The 17,715-nt window shown below is 43.7% G+C and carries 18 protein-coding genes and 1 tRNA gene; 7 read left to right on the top strand and 12 right to left on the bottom strand.

Annotated elements, in window-relative coordinates; genetic code table 11:
- Positions 1-251: 251 nt before the first annotated feature.
- A complete protein-coding gene (locus F6K38_RS02455) occupies positions 252-668 on the bottom strand; it encodes a helix-turn-helix domain-containing protein (RefSeq protein ID WP_008177630.1) in 417 nt (138 codons plus the stop codon).
- 872 nt (positions 669-1,540) lie between these two features.
- On the opposite strand from F6K38_RS02455, the gene F6K38_RS02450 reads away from it, so the two are divergent.
- On the top strand, positions 1,541-2,884 hold the full coding sequence (locus F6K38_RS02450) for a lamin tail domain-containing protein (protein ID WP_287355997.1): 1,344 nt from the start codon (positions 1,541-1,543) through the stop codon (positions 2,882-2,884).
- Between the two features lie 154 nt (positions 2,885-3,038).
- Here the strand turns inward: F6K38_RS02450 and F6K38_RS02445 are convergent, their stop codons facing one another.
- The gene (locus tag F6K38_RS02445; RefSeq protein WP_287248001.1) at positions 3,039-4,307 is read right to left on the bottom strand and encodes a serine/threonine-protein kinase; all 1,269 of its coding nucleotides are present in this window, start codon (positions 4,305-4,307) and stop codon (positions 3,039-3,041) included.
- A 417-nt stretch (positions 4,308-4,724) separates the two neighbouring features.
- On the opposite strand from F6K38_RS02445, the gene F6K38_RS02440 reads away from it, so the two are divergent.
- The 3 genes from F6K38_RS02440 (at position 4,725) to F6K38_RS02430 (ending at position 8,012) form a co-directional block, all read left to right on the top strand.
- Positions 4,725-6,896, top strand: coding sequence for a protein kinase domain-containing protein (locus F6K38_RS02440; protein WP_287355994.1), 2,172 nt, complete (start codon positions 4,725-4,727; stop codon positions 6,894-6,896).
- A gap of 203 nt (positions 6,897-7,099) precedes the next feature.
- A tRNA-Asn gene (locus F6K38_RS02435) sits at positions 7,100-7,171 on the top strand.
- Positions 7,172-7,580: 409 nt separating this feature from the next.
- The gene (locus tag F6K38_RS02430) at positions 7,581-8,012 is read left to right on the top strand and encodes an NUDIX domain-containing protein (RefSeq protein ID WP_044493200.1); all 432 of its coding nucleotides are present in this window, start codon (positions 7,581-7,583) and stop codon (positions 8,010-8,012) included.
- 12 nt (positions 8,013-8,024) lie between these two features.
- Here F6K38_RS02430 and F6K38_RS02425 read toward each other — a convergent pair whose 3' ends face one another.
- The 5 genes from F6K38_RS02425 to folK all read right to left on the bottom strand — a co-directional run bounded on the left by F6K38_RS02425 (position 8,025) and on the right by folK (position 10,875).
- Positions 8,025-8,204, bottom strand: a complete 180-nt coding sequence (locus tag F6K38_RS02425; protein ID WP_287247995.1) for a hypothetical protein — start codon at positions 8,202-8,204, stop codon at positions 8,025-8,027.
- A 102-nt stretch (positions 8,205-8,306) separates the two neighbouring features.
- Positions 8,307-8,981, bottom strand: coding sequence for a dihydropteroate synthase (locus F6K38_RS02420; RefSeq protein ID WP_287310478.1), 675 nt, complete (start codon positions 8,979-8,981; stop codon positions 8,307-8,309).
- On the bottom strand, positions 8,969-9,349 hold the full coding sequence (locus F6K38_RS02415; RefSeq protein ID WP_008184318.1) for a dihydropteroate synthase: 381 nt from the start codon (positions 9,347-9,349) through the stop codon (positions 8,969-8,971). Before F6K38_RS02415 ends, F6K38_RS02420 begins: the two co-directional genes overlap by 13 nt.
- Positions 9,350-9,438: 89 nt before the next feature.
- Positions 9,439-10,170, bottom strand: a complete 732-nt coding sequence (gene tmpR / locus F6K38_RS02410; RefSeq protein WP_008184320.1) for a bifunctional dihydropteridine reductase/dihydrofolate reductase TmpR — start codon at positions 10,168-10,170, stop codon at positions 9,439-9,441.
- Positions 10,171-10,362: 192 nt separating this feature from the next.
- On the bottom strand, positions 10,363-10,875 hold the full coding sequence (gene folK / locus F6K38_RS02405) for a 2-amino-4-hydroxy-6-hydroxymethyldihydropteridine diphosphokinase (RefSeq protein WP_008184322.1): 513 nt from the start codon (positions 10,873-10,875) through the stop codon (positions 10,363-10,365).
- Between the two features lie 98 nt (positions 10,876-10,973).
- Here folK and F6K38_RS02400 point away from each other — a divergent pair, with 98 nt between their 5' ends.
- A complete protein-coding gene (locus F6K38_RS02400) occupies positions 10,974-11,618 on the top strand; it encodes an L-threonylcarbamoyladenylate synthase (RefSeq protein ID WP_008184324.1) in 645 nt (214 codons plus the stop codon).
- Here F6K38_RS02400 and F6K38_RS02395 read toward each other — a convergent pair.
- The 4 genes from F6K38_RS02395 to F6K38_RS02380 form a co-directional block, all read right to left on the bottom strand.
- Positions 11,602-12,786, bottom strand: coding sequence for a TauD/TfdA family dioxygenase (locus tag F6K38_RS02395; RefSeq protein WP_008184327.1), 1,185 nt, complete (start codon positions 12,784-12,786; stop codon positions 11,602-11,604). The two genes, F6K38_RS02400 and F6K38_RS02395, sit on opposite strands and share 17 nt — an antisense overlap.
- Before the next feature lie 16 nt (positions 12,787-12,802).
- Positions 12,803-13,654, bottom strand: a complete 852-nt coding sequence (locus tag F6K38_RS02390) for an NAD(P)-dependent oxidoreductase (RefSeq protein WP_287355992.1) — start codon at positions 13,652-13,654, stop codon at positions 12,803-12,805.
- A gap of 47 nt (positions 13,655-13,701) precedes the next feature.
- Positions 13,702-15,063 (bottom strand): aminotransferase class III-fold pyridoxal phosphate-dependent enzyme, encoded by a 1,362-nt coding sequence (locus F6K38_RS02385; RefSeq protein WP_287355990.1) that lies wholly within the window; start codon positions 15,061-15,063, stop codon positions 13,702-13,704.
- Positions 15,064-15,295: 232 nt separating this feature from the next.
- Positions 15,296-16,156 carry an SAM-dependent methyltransferase gene (locus F6K38_RS02380; RefSeq protein WP_008184334.1) on the bottom strand — a complete coding sequence of 287 codons (861 nt, stop codon included), beginning with the start codon at positions 16,154-16,156 and terminating at the stop codon, positions 15,296-15,298.
- A 105-nt stretch (positions 16,157-16,261) separates the two neighbouring features.
- Between F6K38_RS02380 and F6K38_RS02375 the strand changes: the two genes are divergently transcribed.
- Together F6K38_RS02375 and F6K38_RS02370 are read left to right on the top strand one after the other, a co-directional pair.
- Positions 16,262-16,510 (top strand): hypothetical protein, encoded by a 249-nt coding sequence (locus F6K38_RS02375; RefSeq protein ID WP_287251727.1) that lies wholly within the window; start codon positions 16,262-16,264, stop codon positions 16,508-16,510.
- A gap of 212 nt (positions 16,511-16,722) precedes the next feature.
- Positions 16,723-16,878, top strand: a complete 156-nt coding sequence (locus F6K38_RS02370; RefSeq protein ID WP_287251726.1) for a hypothetical protein — start codon at positions 16,723-16,725, stop codon at positions 16,876-16,878.
- 5 nt (positions 16,879-16,883) lie between these two features.
- On the opposite strand, the gene glyA is transcribed toward F6K38_RS02370, so the two are convergent.
- A complete protein-coding gene (gene glyA, locus F6K38_RS02365) occupies positions 16,884-17,582 on the bottom strand; it encodes a serine hydroxymethyltransferase (protein ID WP_287355989.1) in 699 nt (232 codons plus the stop codon).
- Positions 17,583-17,715 lie beyond the last annotated feature (133 nt).

The following is a 17,715-nucleotide window of genomic DNA, read 5'->3' as shown; positions in this document are numbered from 1 at the left end:
TGCTACCCTTGTGTAAACAAATATTAATTTCGCCAACGGTATCTAGTAAGGGGGGCAGGCAAGAGGGGAAAGATATACGGAGTTTTATTGGATAAAAAAATACCTCTTAGGTTTACATCTCAAATAAAAATGCTATACCTGCCATTTTTATGAAAATGATCAAAAAAATCGCTTTTTACTCTTGGTCGATGTGATTCAAACCTCGCTGGTTCATGCTTTCAAGCTGCTTGTCACCCCGTGAAAGTCTTGGCTCAGATAACTTGAAAATCCGAGATAGTCTCAATCCACACCCTTGCGCCACAATGTAACGGATTATCAGGGCGATACATCACCCGACAAGGGCCATTGACTTCTACCGTATGACCGTAAATGTTTTTAGAGCCTCGTTTTACCGTAATCACTGGATTGCGTTCCCCGGTGTTGTGATTTTGGCGAATGACTTTCTGATTAACGTGGATCACAGCCTTCGTGTAATTTGTACGCTTTGACCAATTCCGCTTTGGTCCACGAGTGCCAGGGGTGACCACTGGCATGCCATCAAACAGAGGAATCACCCAAGTTCTACCCACCTTATACGCTCCTTTGACTCTGCCCTTGCCCAGAAGGAAACGAACCCGAGTGGCAGAAACACCCAGTAATTCAGCGGCTTGTGCGGTAGAAATCATCATGAGGCAATAACCATTGCTTTAACGATACTATTATTATAACCACATTTTGGAGAAGATTCAAGGGATTAGAAAAACTATTGCATTGTCGCAAGGAGCTGGAGTGGGTGGAGTAGGTTAAGTGAGCTAAATATGTGGTGTGGGCGCTTTGAAACTATTGCATTGTCGCCATCTTAAGGAGTATCGGGGGAAGGATGGGTGGAGTGCTAGCAATAGGAGTAGTAGACTAAATAGGAGTAATGGGTTTAGTGGGTGCTGTAAAACTATTGCATTGTGGTAACAAAAAGTAGCCGGAGTGGGTGTAGTGGGTTAAGCGAGTTTAATCGGTGGTGTAGGTGTTGTAAAACTATTGCATTGTCGCCATCTCAATCAGGATCGGGCGCGGGGAGATGGGGGAAATGGGGAGACGAAATTGATGTGTAGCTGTAATTTACAGAATTGGTATAACTACAAATCAGATTTGAAACTACCCCCTGCTTCAGTCATTAATCGTAGTGGGCAGGCAGTAGGGTGGGCAGTGCCTACCAAAGCGCTTTGCAAGCTTGATTATCTGTCTGGTGCACTGCCCACCCTACATGAACCAAGGGTGGGCAGTGCCTACCAAAGCGCTTTGCAAGCTTGATTATCTGTCTGGTGCACTGCCCACCCTACATGAACCAAGCTTATTGATAATGGTGCAAGATTTGAGTATAATTACAAATCAGATTTGAAACTACCCCGCAGGAGCAAGAAAAAAGTACCCTCAAGGGTACTGTCTCCTGAAAATAGTGAGCCTAGGATAGATTTATTGACCGTTGACCGTTGACCGTCAATCATTTAACTTGGCATAGATATCCTCAACAACCTTTACATCATTTGACTTAAAAAATAGAGACATGAGCGAAACCAATATTTATCAACAAATTTGGGAAAGTGACGAAAACCAATTCTCGGTTAGCACTCGCACTAGCTCCGGAGAATGGGAAGACGAAACTGCTGACATTCTATTAGATGAGCAGGTCAAAGCTAGCGGTCAACGTGAAATCGACTTAGCTACCCGACCCTTATTCTATAAAGTTAATGAAGACAAATTGTTCGATGAAACCCGCACCTATAGCAGTTTCATTAAACTCTTAGATAACTACGCCATCCGCTCTCTTGACCCAGAATTTACTCCTGAGGAAGAAGAACATGAGCAATTAGATTTTATTTCTCTGATTCTCTCTACCAAACCGATCCAAATTGCCCGAAACTATATTAACGAAGAGTTAGGTGAAAATCTTTCGGAGCAGCAATTTAGAATCAAGCTACAGCGAATCTGGTTTGAACACTACACCAATTACTACAAGGGCAAATCAACTCACTTCGCTTCTGGCTTTGAGCATGTATTTGTTGGGGAAGGAAAATACAATATCCGCTCTGGAGATAAACGAGAAACTCTTGGCACCATTTCTGGTTACCATTCATGGGTAAAATTCTACCTAGATGAAAAAAATCAGCGAGTAAATTTTCTCGGCTACAAGTATGACTTACGAGGGAATGAAGGACCGAATAATCCCAACGTTGTCACGTTACAAATGAACCAAAACGTGACTGATATGGGAGGCAATGTTATTGCTAAATTGTTCAAGAAGAAAGGGGGATTTTTTGTTGGACCAAGCCCTGAATGTGAAATCGCGATCGCAACCGTTGCCTATTATGAAAGTATCTATGGCAAAATTCGTGACAAGCGTCGAATTACTATCAATGATGCCACTTACGATTTAGTCCTCTACCGCAGTACCAATCCCAATGGTAGCCGTGGCGAGTTTATTCGTTCCTTCTTTCCCATCTTCCTGAGCAAGGATGGCACAAAAGAACCGGATATGGATCGTCCAGTAGTTGTGCCAGTAGATGATATCATCAAGAATGATGGTGCTGTGATAATCGTAGCCGCATTACCTAATCCAGAAGGCTCCGATGAAGGCGGAAGCGAATGGGTTGAGTTGAAGAATGTGACCAGTGAAGCCATTGACCTCACTGGCTGGGAGATGGCAGATAAACTAGGTCGTCCCCAACTCCTGAGTGGGATTCTTCAGCCCTTAGAAGTTAAGCGCTTCCCAATCACCCGTTTAACTCAATCCTCAATGCAGTTGAGCAATAAATCAGGATTGATCACAGTACGCGATCGCTCCTCCAACCAGATAGCAACAGTTAAATACTCTCGTGCTCGTTCTGGTCACATCTTTCAATTTAATTAGTCATCTCGAGTCAGGTTAATCACTTACTATTTAGGTTCATCGATAATTGTTAATTGTTAATTGTTAATTGTTAATTTTCAATTTCAATTTCAATTATCGATTTTCAATTGACGAAAAACCCAGAATGATAAGTATTCAACCAGACAGGATCGGACTACTTATGTACAGAGCCATCAGGCATAGTTGCGCCCTTGAGGTTAATGCCCTGGCGCTTAGCCCTCCTGATGTCAAAGTTAGCGTCCTTGAGGTTAGCCCCGCCCAGGTTAGCACCATGCAAGCGAGCACCGTTTAGGTTAGCCCCCTCTAGGTTAGCTCCCCACAGGTTAGCCCCCCTAAGGTTAGCTCTCCACAGGTTAGCCCCCTCTAGGTCGGCACCACTAAGATTCGCCCCCTCCAGCTTAGCTTGCTTGAGGTTCTTATCCTGTAGGTTGATATTTGGGAGATTGCAGCCTGGGCATTCTCCACTGGTTAGCAACTGTCTGGCTGGACTGGTGAGCCAGGCATAGGTTATAGCCGATGAAGAAGCAGCCACAAGGCTGAGGGTGGCAAGTTTTACTACTGCCTTTGTTGGTTGTATAGCCCGCAACAGTGTTTTTAGAGGAGTGACATCATTCACTACATCAATCGGCTTCAGGGCTTTTAGGGCAGTTGCTGCATCGGGATAGCGATGTTTGAGGTTAGGTGCCACCATTTTGTCGAGCCAATGAATAAACTGAGGATTTAACTTGGGCAACAGTGGTTTGAAATTAATCCGATAATTATCATCAACTAAGGTGTTGATTTCGCTAGATTTTGTCCCTGTCAGCAAGCAAATCAGGGTTGTCCCTAAGCTATACAGATCAGATGCTTTGGTCAATTGCCGATTAAACATCTGCTCTGGTGGCATAAACCCTACACTACCTTTAACAACGCTACTAAGCGTCACATCCCCACCTGCTATCCGGGCAAAACCGAAATCTACTAGATACACCTTCAAGTTGCCCTGTCTATCAACCAAAATATTTTCTGGTTTAATATCTCGATGAATCACAGGAGGTTGCCGCCGTTGCAAGTAAACCAAGACTTCCAAAACAGCGATCGCAATTTGCTTAACTTCTTCTGGTGTCCAGTGGTAATCTTCCGCGAGGGAAGGTGCTGGTTTATATTCTTGGACTAAGCAAAATCCAGTGGGAGTGTCAAAAGAATCGATATAGCGAGGAATGCTAGGATGATTGAGCTGCTGCAGGAGTTTAATTTCTCGTTCATAAGTGTCATATTCTGCCCAGCTAGTGCCTAATTGGGAAAACTGCAACTGCTTAATCACAACATTTTGCTGAGTCTCCAGTTGTGTCGCCAGGTAGGTGACTCTACCCCCAGCGTGATTTTGTCCTAACTCTTGTTTAATTTCATAGCCCTGGGGGCTAAAGTCTAGATCCTTGCTCATAGTGCTAATTTCAACTTTCCATGTTTGAGAAGCGGATATGATGACCACCGAAGAACACACATCTAATATCTATCCTGGCATATAGTTTTTATACCCAGTTGCTTTCTGTTGTAGCAAATGAGGACAAAATCGGGAGGGGGGAGAGGGGTGAAGAGTGGAAGCTTTGGGGTTGTCAACAATTGTCAGATCATCCCGCAACGGGAGTAAGGCCGATCATTACAATGGCTGATCACTGATAGCTGATTTAATATATATGATTTAATATAGCTGATTTAATATAGCTGATTGCTTACATCCGATTTCCTACCGGGTGACACTACAGCAAATCCAATTACTTCTGTAAACCACTAATTCCGGAAACACTGTTGGTTTCTTGAAAAAAACTAAATAGAAGTGATTCTGGTAGGAAAAAATTCTTTGAAAATTAATCCAAATCATTCCCTATGGGGAAAGCTCCTAAATGGGCGTTATAAAATCATTGAATCTCTAAGTGCTGGGGCATTTGGCAAAACCTATATCGCAGAGGATACCAGACAACAGGGCCATCCCCGCTATGTGATTAAGTATCTTCAGCCCAAAAGCGATGATCCTCAAAAATGGCAATTTCTTAAGCGTCTCTGGCTCAATGAAGCTCAAACCTTGATCAAACTGGGTAGCCATAACCAAATTCCTCGTCTAGTTGATTATTTTGAAGATCACCACGGATTTTACTTAGTTCAAAAGTTAATTATCGGAGAAACTCTTAGTACTGAACTGCCGATCAGCCAAAACAGTAATAAACGCTTTAGGGAAAACCAGTGCATTGAACTATTACAAGATGTTTTAGGCATCCTAGAATTTATTCACCGCCAAGGGATAATTCATAGGGACCTCAAACCCAATAACCTAATCAGACGAGGGTCAGACCGTAGGCTAGTTTTGATTGACTTTGGTGCTGCTGAGCTGATTAATTCAAAGTCAATCAAACTCCATCTGACCAAGATCCCATCGTCTGATCCATCCAGCACAATTCGTCCCTTCGCCTACATACCCCCAGAGCAACTTGCTGGTCAATCCTTTCCTAACAGTGACATTTATTCCCTAGGAATGATTGCGATTCACGCCCTCACAGGCATGACCCCAATGCAATTGGCTGACCCTGAGACTGGTGAGATTGATTGGCGAAAACATGTATCGGTTAGCGATAAAATGGCGTTTGTACTCAACCATATGGTGTCTTACAACAGCGAAGCACGCTATCAGTCAGCAACTGATGCCTTAATCGTACTTAAGACACTGATGTGTACTCAAAGTCCTGAGTTAAAAGTATCTATTGCTAAGTCTGACTCAGAACTGATAACGGAGCACTCACCACTCAGTATCAAGTTTAGTGACAATGACACTCTTGAATTAAACGTGCTAGATACTCAGTCTGACTCAATGGTTACCATTGAACACTCAGCACTGACTAGGGAGTCTAGCTCACAACAATTAAAACAGGCAACGCCATTGTCTGACTCAGGAGTCAAAAATGAGCAGAAAACACTCCTGGAAAAACACTCAAAAAGTAGTAATAACGAATCAAAATTTATTATTCAAGAATCAAAAAGTAGTAATAACGAATCAATAAATAACACTAAAGAATCAAAAAATATTAATAATAACTTAGCACTTAGCACTGATGAGCCGCCATTAGATTGGAAAGTGTATGTCCGTGAATTCGCCCTGTATAGCTGGCCAAAATTGCCACCTTTACTGAAAGGAATCGGAGTGGGAGCAGCAAGCTCCAATGCTATAGCCATTTTAATCGGACTTTATGCTTTACTGAATGCTTCTGCGTCTCGTTCTGAATTTGATATTCTACAAAAGGCAATCAAACACTATCAAGCCGGTGATTTGGAGGAAGCGATCGCACTAGCAGAATCGATTCCTAGCGATAGCCTGATCTATGAACAATCCCTAAATACGGTTCAACAGTGGCAGCAACAATGGCAAAGTGCTGAAGCTCTGTTTAAGGCTACAGAGCAAGCCTTTGATCAAGGAAGATGGTCAGATGTGCTTGAGGGATACCATAAAATGCCCTCAATTGGCTTTTGGCAAAAGAAGATGGAGCCCTTAGTCAAGAAGACAAAACCTCGCCTTGAGGCAGAAGCCCAAGGGTTATTAAAGGAAGCCTACAAACAAGCATTAGCCCAAGAGTTTACCAATGCGATCGCACTACTCGAACAAATCCATCCAGAAACCCGCACCGGTGCTAAAGTCCAACCAAAGCTGAAGGAATATCAGCAAAAGCAACAGATTCGAGCAGAGTACTTGTTACAAGAAGCCTATGAACAAGGAGGACAGGGTAACTTTATTAAAGCGCTAGTGTATTTGTCTCAAATCCCTAAAGAAACCCCCACCTACCAGAAAGCGAGAATCAAGATAGCTGAGTATTCCCGTAAGCAGCATTTAAAGGAAGAAGTGGAACGACAAGCTGCATTAGCTAGAGCAGTGTTAGAAAAACAAAGGCAATCAGGGGTTAACCAAAAACCGTTGCTCAACGTCAACGTTGAATCAAGCCGTTCCCCACTCAAGCATGGGTTACAGTGGCAAGAAGTCAACCATTAGGATATTATTGCTGACTACTGACTGTTGACTACCGACTGGCTTATATTTACTGGACTGATTATTGTTAACTATTTATTGTTGACTGTAACCTGTACTCAAAACTCCCGACACAACAGTGATTTCAAAAAAATTTGCGAAAGTACTTGCCAGACTTTGTACTTTATGATTATAATCAGTAGATGTGAAGAGCAATTGTTTGGCAATCCTCAGTAGCTCAGCGGTAGAGCGGTCGGCTGTTAACCGATTGGTCGCAAGTTCGAATCTTGCCTGGGGAGTTTAAATTTTCAATATAACACCTCCTGATAGCCTGGAAGTTATTCAAGGTCTAGAGAGTTAGCGTATCAGACTTCCCCTGAAATGCCTTGCCAGTGGATACAAGATTTTTCACTAAGGGGTGGTTCATTGTTGCTCAACCGGACGATAAGCGCGTTTGGGCATGGTAGATTATTGGGACAATCAAGTTTTATACAGGAAATAGCTTCGACCTGATCCCTGAAATTGACATAATCGTGATTTACTGGCCACTAGCCCAGAAATCACGATTAGTGATTGGTGATATCAGATGGTGATCCTTAAAGATTGAAAACTGCGCTCACCTATGCCAAGTAGGTCTGTGAACAAAAAATTCGACAAAACAAGCTAAGCAATGGGATTCCAAAGAAAATCATAAATGGAGGGCTATCTGTGCAGGGGCAGTTTCCTTTGACTACGGTAGGGGCACTTGCCTTAACTACAAGTGGACGAATTTTGATTGTGAAAACCACTAAATGGCGGGGTCAATGGGGTGTACCAGGAGGTAAAGTAGAATGGGGTGAAACCCTCGAAGAGGCACTGCTCAGAGAGTTTCGGGAAGAAGTTGGTCTAGATTTAACTCAGGTACGCTTTGGGTTGCTACAGGAAGCAGTGTTGGACTCACAGTTTGTGCGAGAAGCCCATTTCATCATGGTTAATTACTATGCCTTTTCTGCCAGGGAAACCATCACTCCCAACGAAGAAATTGAGCAATGGGTATGGGTGACTCCCCAAAAAGCTCTGGAGTATCCTCTCAATAGCTACACTCGCCTGTTAATTGAGGAGTATCTGGAAAATAAAATTTATAATCACTATGATATATAACTTTTCTCATAGCTATGAGGTACAGAGATTTTTTTTCTTATTACCTATTCCCTGCTCCGTTCGCGTTTGGCCTACGGCCAAACGCGAACGCGCAGCGTCGGCAAAGCCTAAAGCGTGGCTCACGGCCTTAGCTACCCGATCCGCTGTTCCGGTGATCCGCTGTTTCCTAAAACCCGGAAATTTGTAGCTCACTCGTGAAGAGAATTTCTATATATTATATATTATATAATATAGTAATATTTTAACAATTAAAAATCAAATAATTTAAAAAAAATGTTACATAAAAACAAATATTTAAAATAAACTAAGAGTATCTAAAACAGCTTTAATCTTAGGAACTTCATGAGTTCTAAACAAATCGGTTTTTCCTAATGCTGCTAGCACTGCAAAAAAAGGTTCAGCACTTCTGAATTCTTCTCCAAAACATTCAAAAGCATGGGGGAGGGCATGACACACGGGAAACCCTAATTTCCGAAGACGAAAAGTATTTAAAAAGGTTTTCATTTTAAAACGGATGCGTAGGGCGCTATCTTCGAGATTTTTGTAGTAAAAACCTAACCCGGCATCAACAAAAATTTTCCTAACACCAAGTTGAGTAGCTATTTCAATTTTCTTGGCAAAATAATCATACATTAAGTCGGTTGGGTCGTTGCCAAAATTAAAGTCATCAACTTCTCTGACGTTTTTTCCTTGAACGTAACAAATGATAACCCCAGCATCGAACTCGGATACCTGTTTATAAATTTCCTGATTGTCTTGGGAACCAGTTAAATTGATGATATTTGCTCCAACTTTTAAACATTCCCTAGCCACTTGAGGATAATAGGTTTCAATAGAAGTTAATACACCTTCTTGATGGAGGGCTTCCAGCACAGGCAAAATTTTACTTTGTTGCCTCACATCTTCTACTCTCTCAGAGGTTGTCTGAGAAGTCTCATTTGCTACATCAAAGCCCCCTAAATCCCCCAATTTTGGGGGACTTTTACCAGCAAATAAATTCTTTTTCCCCCCAGAATTGGGGGGATAGGGGGGCAAAATTCAGTATCAAACAACTTTTCAGATATCCTCTCAGCATGGGGCAAAGTAGATTCAGCACCAATATCTACAAAATCCGCTCCTTGGGCTGTTAACATTATGCCACGACGAATCGCTTGTTCTGAACTTAAACAGACACTTTCCCTGTACCAAGAATCACTAGAAAGATTAACTACTCCTAAGATAGCTTTTTGAGAATTAAAATTCAAATGTTTGTTGCCAATGGTAAATTCTTCAACTTTTACGTTTAAGGAATCCTTATACTGTTCATTAATTTCGTATAGATGTTCTATAGTAAGCATGTTTATCCTATTAAAAATGTTTTTATCTTCTCTTGATGCAGTCGCTCATGGGGGAAACCCCCAAGACCCCGCTGCATCGCTTGGTAATACTATAAACTCCAGCCGCCAGAAACTTCTACTACTTGTCCTGTGATGTAATCAGCCTCAGGACTGATAAAAAACCAAGCAGCATGGGCTATTTCTGACAATGTAGCAGGGCGTTTTGCTGGTAATTTAGGCATAGCATCCTGCCAATCATCATCGTATTCAAAGGAATTCTCTGCTATTCCTGGAGATACCACGTTGGCAGTAATCTTATCTGTAATTAGCTCTTTAGCAAGGGACTTAGTATAAATAATGATGCCAGTTTTAGCGATCATATAAGCTGTATTAGTACCACGGGCAGTGACATTATGGGCACTGGCAGCACCAATATTAACAATGCGACCCCAACCTGCGGACTTCAGGTAGGGAATTGCGGCTCCAGTGACATAAAAAGTAGTATTGAGGTTGGAATCAATTACAGAATGCCACTCTTCTACTGAGATTTGGCTAGTAGGTTTACTCAAATAGTTGCCCACATTATTAACAACTACCGATAAACCCCCTAGTTGTGCTGCTGCATTTTCTACCAACGACTTGGCTTGATCAGGTTTGGTGATATCTGCTTGTAGGGCGATCCCTTTTACTCCGTGAGTCGCTGCTTCCTGAGAAGCTTGCTTGGCTGCTTGTTCACTGCGGTTATAGTGAAATGCAACATCAAATCCCTTACTAGCTAAATCAATAGCGATCGCTTTTCCAATTCCCACTGCTGATCCGGTCACTAAAGCTTTTTTCAGCATTGTCTTTGTTCACCATTGTTTTTCAGTTTATACTGCTTGATTTACTCCATCAGCATTGTTTTTGTATTGGTTTTAAACCAAATCTATATACAAATCTATAGACTATCATTCATCGGCATTAGGTTAGGTTGCCTTGCCTTATTTTTTTCGGTTGTTATTATAGTCTATCAACCGGATTTGATATCCTAAAAATTAATACCGAGTAACTCCGTAAATATCTAACCTTTCGAGAAGTTGGGATACTTTCATTCCCCAGACTGGTTCTACCCAATCAGGAGCAATTTCGGCCAACGGCACTAACACAAAGGCTCTCTCTCTCATGCGTGGGTGAGGTATTGTTATATCAGGAGTATCTAGAATCAGGTTACCAAACAAGATTAAATCCAAATCTAAGGTTCTTGCTCCCCAATGTTCCACACGAACTCTACCAAACTTTTGCTCTGTTTCTAGCATAGTCTCTAGCAACTTTTGGGGACTTAGTTGTGTGTCCACTAGGGCGCAACCATTGATATAATCTGGTTGCACAGGTCCAATAGGTTTAGTTTTGTACCAACTGGAGCGGGTTTTGACAGTAATGCCTGGAGTTTGATCGAGTTCGATCAGAGCAGCTTCTAATGTGGCTTGAGAATCACCGAGGTTACTACCTAGTGCGATCGCGCTAAGGGTACTTTTCGTAGTTGATAATATTTCGGGATTAGATACCATACAGCTCCTCAAAGAAGAATTTGTGGCAAGCTAATCTTGTACAATATTTTATAATACCATAGAAACATTCAATAGCTCGACAAAAATTTGAAGATCCTATGACAGAGATTTTACCTGCTGATGATCAAGCGGCACGAAATAAAGCAGTTGATTTGCTCAAAAAGGGCGATGTAGTGGTTTTCTCAACCGATACTATTTATGGCATTGGAGCCAGCATTGCTAAGGAATCAGGTATTAAAAAGATCTTCGAGGTGAAATCGCGATCGCCAGATAAACCCCTGATCATTTATGTCGCCAGTTTTGAACAACTGCAACAAGTGACTCAAGAAATTCCTGAAAGTACCATCGAGTCACTCCGTAAAATTTGGCCGGGGGCAATGTCTGGCATCTTCCCCAAGACTGACATTGTGCCACCATTTGTGACATCAGGTAAAGACACAGTAGCAGTCCGAATCCCTAACCATCCCCTTTGTTTGGAATTGGTGCGTCAGGTTGGGGCTCCCCTAGCGGTAACCAGTGCTAACGTTTCAGGGATGGAGACTCAGAAAACAGCCCCTGAAGTAGCTGCACAATTGGGAGAGCGAGTTCCACTGGTTCTGGATGGAGGGCCAAACCCCGAACAACAACCTTCTACCCTGGTTGATTTTACAGGGTCACCGGCTCAGCTATTGCGCGAGGGTGCCTGGTCTTTCTCGAAACTCCGCCAAGCCATTCCTGATTTGCAACCTATCCCTGAAAGCTGAGATTTTTCTCAAGAAGCCGTCGCCAGCTTTGGAAATAATCCCGGTCTACTGAACAGTAGCGCAAATGGCGGCGCTGGTTTTGTATTCCGATTGCATTGCGTCCGTGTAGGATACGGTGGTTGTCAAACATCACCAGATCTCCTGGTTGTAGACCTTGTTTGAGGCAGTATTTCGGATGGGTATAGAGCTGCATTAGCTTTCTGTATGCGGCATAAAATGGCTCGATAATCTCCTCTGGTAAGTCCAAGGGAGCAGGAAATAAATTGCTAATCCGAACTTCCTTCAAATTACCACCACTATCGAGGCAAAAAACTGGACTGCTGAACCGCATATCAATGCGATTGCTATAATATTTTCGGAAGGGAACTTCGTAACGACAGAGTAGATCGAATGCCTCCCTATCTTCCTGACGCAGCACCTCTGCTATTTGGAAACCATCCACAAAGGTAGACTGACCGCTGCCATCGTTGTTTGCCATTAAACAGTGGAAGAAAATAATTCCAGGTGGTGCATATTGATAGGCATCATCTGTGTGGGGAATCAGGTTAATTTGGGAGTTAGCAACACTTTTCTGGCTTTCCTCCGGGTCTACAACAATCTCGAAAACACGCCCGTAATTGGTTTCCAATAAAGGACCAAAGGACTGAGCCAAAGATTCGAGTTCTCCCTTCTGAGTAGGCACGTTTCGCACAAAGCAAATCCCGTAATCTCTCAGGTGTTTTAGTAGTTGTAGCCGATGTTTATCCCCAGTTTGGACTTCTTCATAAGCAATCTGGGGCAGGTTAGTAACAATATTGCTATCCCAAAGAATAGGTCGATGCTGACGATGCTCTCTCTCGGTAGCAGAATAGCAGTGCTGTCGCAACCACTGAGCATCATAGATGCTTTTGTGACCGTCCGGTTTCCATACTATTTCCAGTGCGTTGCCACTATCCCAACGAACTGACAGGGGTTTTATATCTAAGGGAACATCAACGAGCCGAAAACGCTTTTCGCCATGTTTGGGATCCCCACAACCAGAGCAATAACAGTTATCCCGAAGCCAAATATAGTGAAAAGTACTTCGATGACCGTCGCCCCAATCAACGAACAGTTTTCTGTGGTCTTGTTGGACTTTGGAGATTTGATATTGTTGGGAAAGGTCAATCGCCAAGTTACTATAACTCATCGCTTTCTTCTTGCTACTACAAATCCATCATCCGAGTAAAACTTTTATCCCCACCATAGGTTGTACAAGCCTGTTGTAAGACCTCACATAGACGTTCTGAAAATTCTAGAGAGGTTTTAAAGGTTTGATTGAGTTCATTAACTAAACAGGCATCCTTGTGAGCTAAGTTCAAGGTAAATGCTGGACCTGGATTTCCTGCTAATATAGAGGGAAGCAATTTTTCCGCGACCCAGCTACTACCCGAACCTGCTTGAATCATGTTCGTGAGTTGTTTGGGATCAATTCCTGCTTCTTGTCCTAAAGACAGCACCTCCCCTAGGGCTTTAGTATTGATGAAGCAAAGATAATTAATCAGCAATTTGGAAAGGATGGCATGGGGAAGTGGCCCCACATAATAAATTTGGGAACCAATGGCTTCTAATATGCCTTTGATTTTGTCAAACGTTGCTTCATTTCCCCCCACATACATTGACATTGTTCCTTTCTGAGCTGCTGGTGCGCCTCCAGAAACAGGGGCTGCAATGGAGTCAATTGTTTGCTCGGATGCCAAGGTAGAAATCTTGTTCATAATTTCTATGGAATTGGTTCCAGTATCGAGCCAAATCGTTCCAGGACGGGCATGGGCAATAACTCCAGCATCCCCTAACATCACCGCTTCCAACTGTTTTGGACCCGGAAGACTTGTCATGACGACATCAGCATCACTTGCTACTTCTGGGATGGAATTGCGCCAAATTGCTCCCGCTGCGATTAAGGCTTCTGCTTTTGACCGTTGGATGTCGTACACCGAAACATCAAATCCTTTCTTGAGCAGATTGGCAACCATACCACCGCCCATATTACCCAGACCAATAAATCCAATTTGCATGGGGATTTTCTCCTATTTCAAATATCAATGGTACGATCAAACGCTAATTAACCTTCGTAGGCTTCATCAGCAATTTTCAAGGCATCATCAATGATGGCAAACCCTTCTTCAAGCTGCTCTTCATTAATACAAAGTGGGGGAGACATAAACACCCAATTCCAACGCATCAGACCGTGCAAACCAAGCTCTCGAAGACGGGCAGCCATTTTACCCATGACCACCATTTCGTGGGGTTTAGCATTCCAAGGAGCCAAAGGTTCCCTTGTTTCTCGGTTCTTGACGCACTCAATCAATCCATACAGTCCCAAACTACGGACATCCCCCACTGATGGATGTTTTGCCTTCATTTCCTGTAACTTTTCTGCCATGCGATCGCCCATAATCCGGCTGTTTTCCACCAGATTTTCTTCTTCATAAACCTTCATGGTCGCCAGGGCTGTAGCGCAACCAATGGGATTACCGCTGAATGTTAGCCCACAGACGAAGGGGTTGGTTTCAAAGTGGTCGGCGATATGCTGCCGTACTATCACTGCACCCATGGGAACATAGCCACAGGTGAGTCCCTTAGCCATTGCCATAATATCGGGAACCACTCCGTAATGCTCGATCGCAAACATTTTCCCAGTGCGACCAAAGCCTGCAATAACTTCGTCGCAAATCAGTAAGATGCCGTGCTGGTCAGCATATTCCCTTAGGGCTTGCCAATAGCCATCAGGGGGAATAATACAACCATTGAAACCAGTAATAGTTTCCATCAGGATTGCTGCCACGTTTTCTGGCCCCTCAAACTCAATGGTTTGAATCACGTGATCGATGTAAACTTGGGGATTTCCTTCTGGTGCGTAGCCAAAAGGGCAACGGTAGGCATAGGGGTCGTGAACCCGAACAATCCCGCTAATAGTTGGTTCGTGAGCCAAGCGTCTGGGGTCTCCTCCTGCGATCGCTGCACCGAGGGTAGCGCCATGATAACTGCGATATCGGGTGACAATTTTATGCCTACCCGTGTACAGTCGTGCTATTTTGATGGCATTTTCAATGGCTTCAGCCCCACTCAGGGTGAAGAAAGTCTTGGTGAGATCCCCTGGTGTAATTTCTGCTAACTTAGCTGCTGTTGCGGCACGAATTTCCGTAGCAGTACCGGGATGGGCAAACACAAGCTGATCGGCTTGGTCTTTTATGGCTGCGATCACCTTGGGGTGGCTGTGGCCAATATTCATATTGACGTACTGACTGGAAAAATCCAGGTAGCGTTTGCCATCTTTATCCCAGAAGTAAACGCCCTCAGCACGATCCATAACGATGGGATTTTGGATGTTTTTCTGAGGTACCCAGGAAAAAAAGACGTGGTCGCGATGGGTTTTAACAATTTCTTGAGGGTTCATTACTTGAATCTTTCTATTTTGCAACACTTATCATTACCTATTGAAAAACGCCTAATAATTTATTGGGCGTAACTCCAACAAGTGGGCTTTAGGTTTTGAGTGCAGGGGAAGGTACACAAGGAATAAGTAACAAGTAATAAGTAATTAAGTGTGGATAAAATCAACTATTACCCATTACCTATTACCCATTACCTATTACCTATTACCTATTATCTATTACCTATTACCTATTACCTATTACCTGCCAACAGTGCTATAACTAGGCATTTGGACGGCGATAATGAAATAAGCCCCAGGTAAACAGACCTTTCTCAGCAGATTCAACCCATTGACATAAGCCATTCTTAGAAGATTCTAAAAATTCTGGGGTACATTTTTGGCTGAGTTCGTCGTAATGGGCAATTACCGAATCCCTCAATTTAGTGTAGTGAACCAGCAACTGATAGGATTTGTCGATCACGTTGATAGTCTCAAAACCCAGGCTTTCGGCTTTACTAGTATAGGAATGGAAAGAACCCAAACGCCCGTGATGGATATTAACCCGTTGGAGTGAATCCTTTAACACTCCATCTGGACAATCATCTGCTTGCAGAATATCCATAAACATTAACTGTCCCCCTGGTTTAAGCACCCGATAGGCTTCTTCTAGGACGCGATCTTGCCCGTCAGAGTGGAACAAGGCATCTTGAGACCAAACTAGGTCAAAGCTGGCATCGTCAAATGGAATGTCTTTAAAATTGCCGTACACAATGTCAATCAGATTGTCAAGACCCTGTTCACGATTGCGCCGCTCATTTTCCTGATTTTGCTCCTCGCTAATGTTGAGACAGGTGACATGACAGCCATATTTGCCAGCTAAATGCCGTGCGGCTGGCCCATATCCAGAACCCAGGTCAAGCACACGGAAATCGGGATTGAGGTTCTGTACTTGTGCCCCCATCCACTCAGTGGTTTTCGCCATCCCTTCAGCGATGGGGCGGTCTGGATCGTCCTCGTACATCCCTAAATTTAAGGTGTCGCTGCCAATGGCAATTTCATACAAATTACGAGCATTTTCACTGTTGTAATGTACTCTGGCGCGTTCTGTGGCTTGTTCAGAGTTTGCTGTTGTTGTGGTCATGATATGGATCTATAGCTGATGTTTTCAGAGTTTGATGTGCAGGAAATTCAGAGAAACTTTGGGTAAAGCCCCCGTTGGTCCCCCAATGCTGGGGGACTTTGAAAGATGGGGGGACTTGGGGGAGTTGAACTGTATTTCTGTGTATTTCTCCCCCAGAATTGGGGGTCGGGGGGCGAAATCACAGAAGTTGGTATTGGGATTCGAGGGCAAACTTGTCCCGATCTTGCTCGTAAATCGAATCGATGTGGGGATGAAGGCGACTTGACACTCCCCGCCCTGGAAGAGCGGGGATTCCCAGATCAACGAGCTGCCTTAAACCATCATGTCCTAATCTTTGACGCCGCCAAAAAGTAGGCAATACCTAAACCGGAAACCCGTCAAGACAAAGATTCTAGTTCAGTTCATGATAGACCCAGCGGGCAATTCTCGCGATCGCGTTTGGCTACTTACTAGGAGTGCCTTAAAAAGTCTGTTCCCTCCTTTTCACCTGGTTCCGGCGTGCCCCGCCGTACCGTTTGCATTCTCTAATTTCGCAAAGCTCAGGTTCACACACCAACGGTTAATTGATGGTTGGGTTTTTAAGGAGGACTTTCCCTTCCCTCCGGGCATTACTTCTTTTAGGTCTAGCAGTGGCGGGTCTCTCTCCCGGTTGCGCCAAGGCCAAAGGCCACGCTACGCGAACGGTTTTTCAGCCTGTACCCTATGTTCAAATCATACTCTAGCGCTATTAAAATGTCAACTTAAAAGCCGTCCTAGAAGGACGGGGTTTTAGACCCAAATTCTTTGATAACCGACTGACTTCATCTTGAACCTTTGCAATGGTATTAACTGTCGGTTCGCTGCTCAGCATTTTATCTATTAGTTCGGCAATGCAATGGATTTCCTCAAAACCAAATCCCCGGCTTGTGATTGCGGATGTTCCTACCCGGATACCGCTACAGACGGTAGGCTTCTGGGAATCGTAGGGAAGCAGGTTTTTGTTGACAGTAATCCTGACGCTAGCTAAGCGATCTTCGGCTTCTTTACCTGTGATACCTTTCTCAGTGAGATCGAGAAGCATCAGATGGTTATCAGTGCCGCCAGAAACCAGGCGAAATCCCCTTGACTTCAAATCTTCTGCTAATATCCTGGAATTTTCGAGGTTTTGACGTTGATAGGCAGCAAAGCTGTCAGACATGGCTTCTTTGAGCATCACAGCTTTTGCAGCGATCGCATGGACGTGAACAGCGCCTTGTACCCCAGGAAAGACTGCACTATCAATCTTGCGAGCAAATTCTGGTGCGGAATGTTCTCCCAGCAAGATCATGCCACTACGGGGTCCACGCATGGTTTTCTGAGTGCTGGTGGTGACGAAATGAGCATGGGGAACGGGAGAAGGATGTAATCCGGCTGCAACTAATCCTGAGATGTGGGCGATATCAGCCAATAAATAGGGATACTCTTAAACCGTAATAAATCGTGATAATCCGGTACAAAACGGTCAAGGTTCAATCTATTGTGGTCCGAGTGAGAAGTGGTCATTCAGCAATTGGAGTCAAGCCTGCCACTTATCTTTCTGG

This window comes from Moorena sp. SIO3B2 (assembly GCF_010692525.1).
GTDB classification, from domain to species: Bacteria; Cyanobacteriota; Cyanobacteriia; order Cyanobacteriales; family Coleofasciculaceae; genus Moorena; species Moorena producens.
The sequence above is the reverse complement of the archived record's forward strand: the minus strand, read 5'-3'. Positions and strand labels throughout refer to the sequence as shown.

What these genes read in the sequence shown, in the direction of transcription:
- F6K38_RS02390 (WP_287355992.1), bottom strand. Translation starts at nt 13,654, where the DNA reads ATGCAAATTGGATTTATTGGTCTGGGTAATATGGGCGGTGGTATGGTT.
- F6K38_RS02415 (WP_008184318.1), bottom strand. Translation starts at nt 9,349, where the DNA reads ATGCTTACTATAGAACATCTATACGAAATTAATGAACAGTATAAGGAT.
- folK (WP_008184322.1), bottom strand. Translation starts at nt 10,875, where the DNA reads ATGGTATCTAATCCCGAAATATTATCAACTACGAAAAGTACCCTTAGC.
- F6K38_RS02445 (WP_287248001.1), bottom strand. Translation starts at nt 4,307, where the DNA reads ATGAGCAAGGATCTAGACTTTAGCCCCCAGGGCTATGAAATTAAACAA.
- F6K38_RS02395 (WP_008184327.1), bottom strand. Translation starts at nt 12,786, where the DNA reads ATGAGTTATAGTAACTTGGCGATTGACCTTTCCCAACAATATCAAATC.
- tmpR (WP_008184320.1), bottom strand. Translation starts at nt 10,170, where the DNA reads ATGCTGAAAAAAGCTTTAGTGACCGGATCAGCAGTGGGAATTGGAAAA.
- F6K38_RS02380 (WP_008184334.1), bottom strand. Translation starts at nt 16,156, where the DNA reads ATGACCACAACAACAGCAAACTCTGAACAAGCCACAGAACGCGCCAGA.
- F6K38_RS02400 (WP_008184324.1), top strand. Translation starts at nt 10,974, where the DNA reads ATGACAGAGATTTTACCTGCTGATGATCAAGCGGCACGAAATAAAGCA.
- F6K38_RS02455 (WP_008177630.1), bottom strand. Translation starts at nt 668, where the DNA reads ATGATGATTTCTACCGCACAAGCCGCTGAATTACTGGGTGTTTCTGCC.
- F6K38_RS02370 (WP_287251726.1), top strand. Translation starts at nt 16,723, where the DNA reads ATGGTTGGGTTTTTAAGGAGGACTTTCCCTTCCCTCCGGGCATTACTT.
- F6K38_RS02450 (WP_287355997.1), top strand. Translation starts at nt 1,541, where the DNA reads ATGAGCGAAACCAATATTTATCAACAAATTTGGGAAAGTGACGAAAAC.
- F6K38_RS02375 (WP_287251727.1), top strand. Translation starts at nt 16,262, where the DNA reads ATGGGGGGACTTGGGGGAGTTGAACTGTATTTCTGTGTATTTCTCCCC.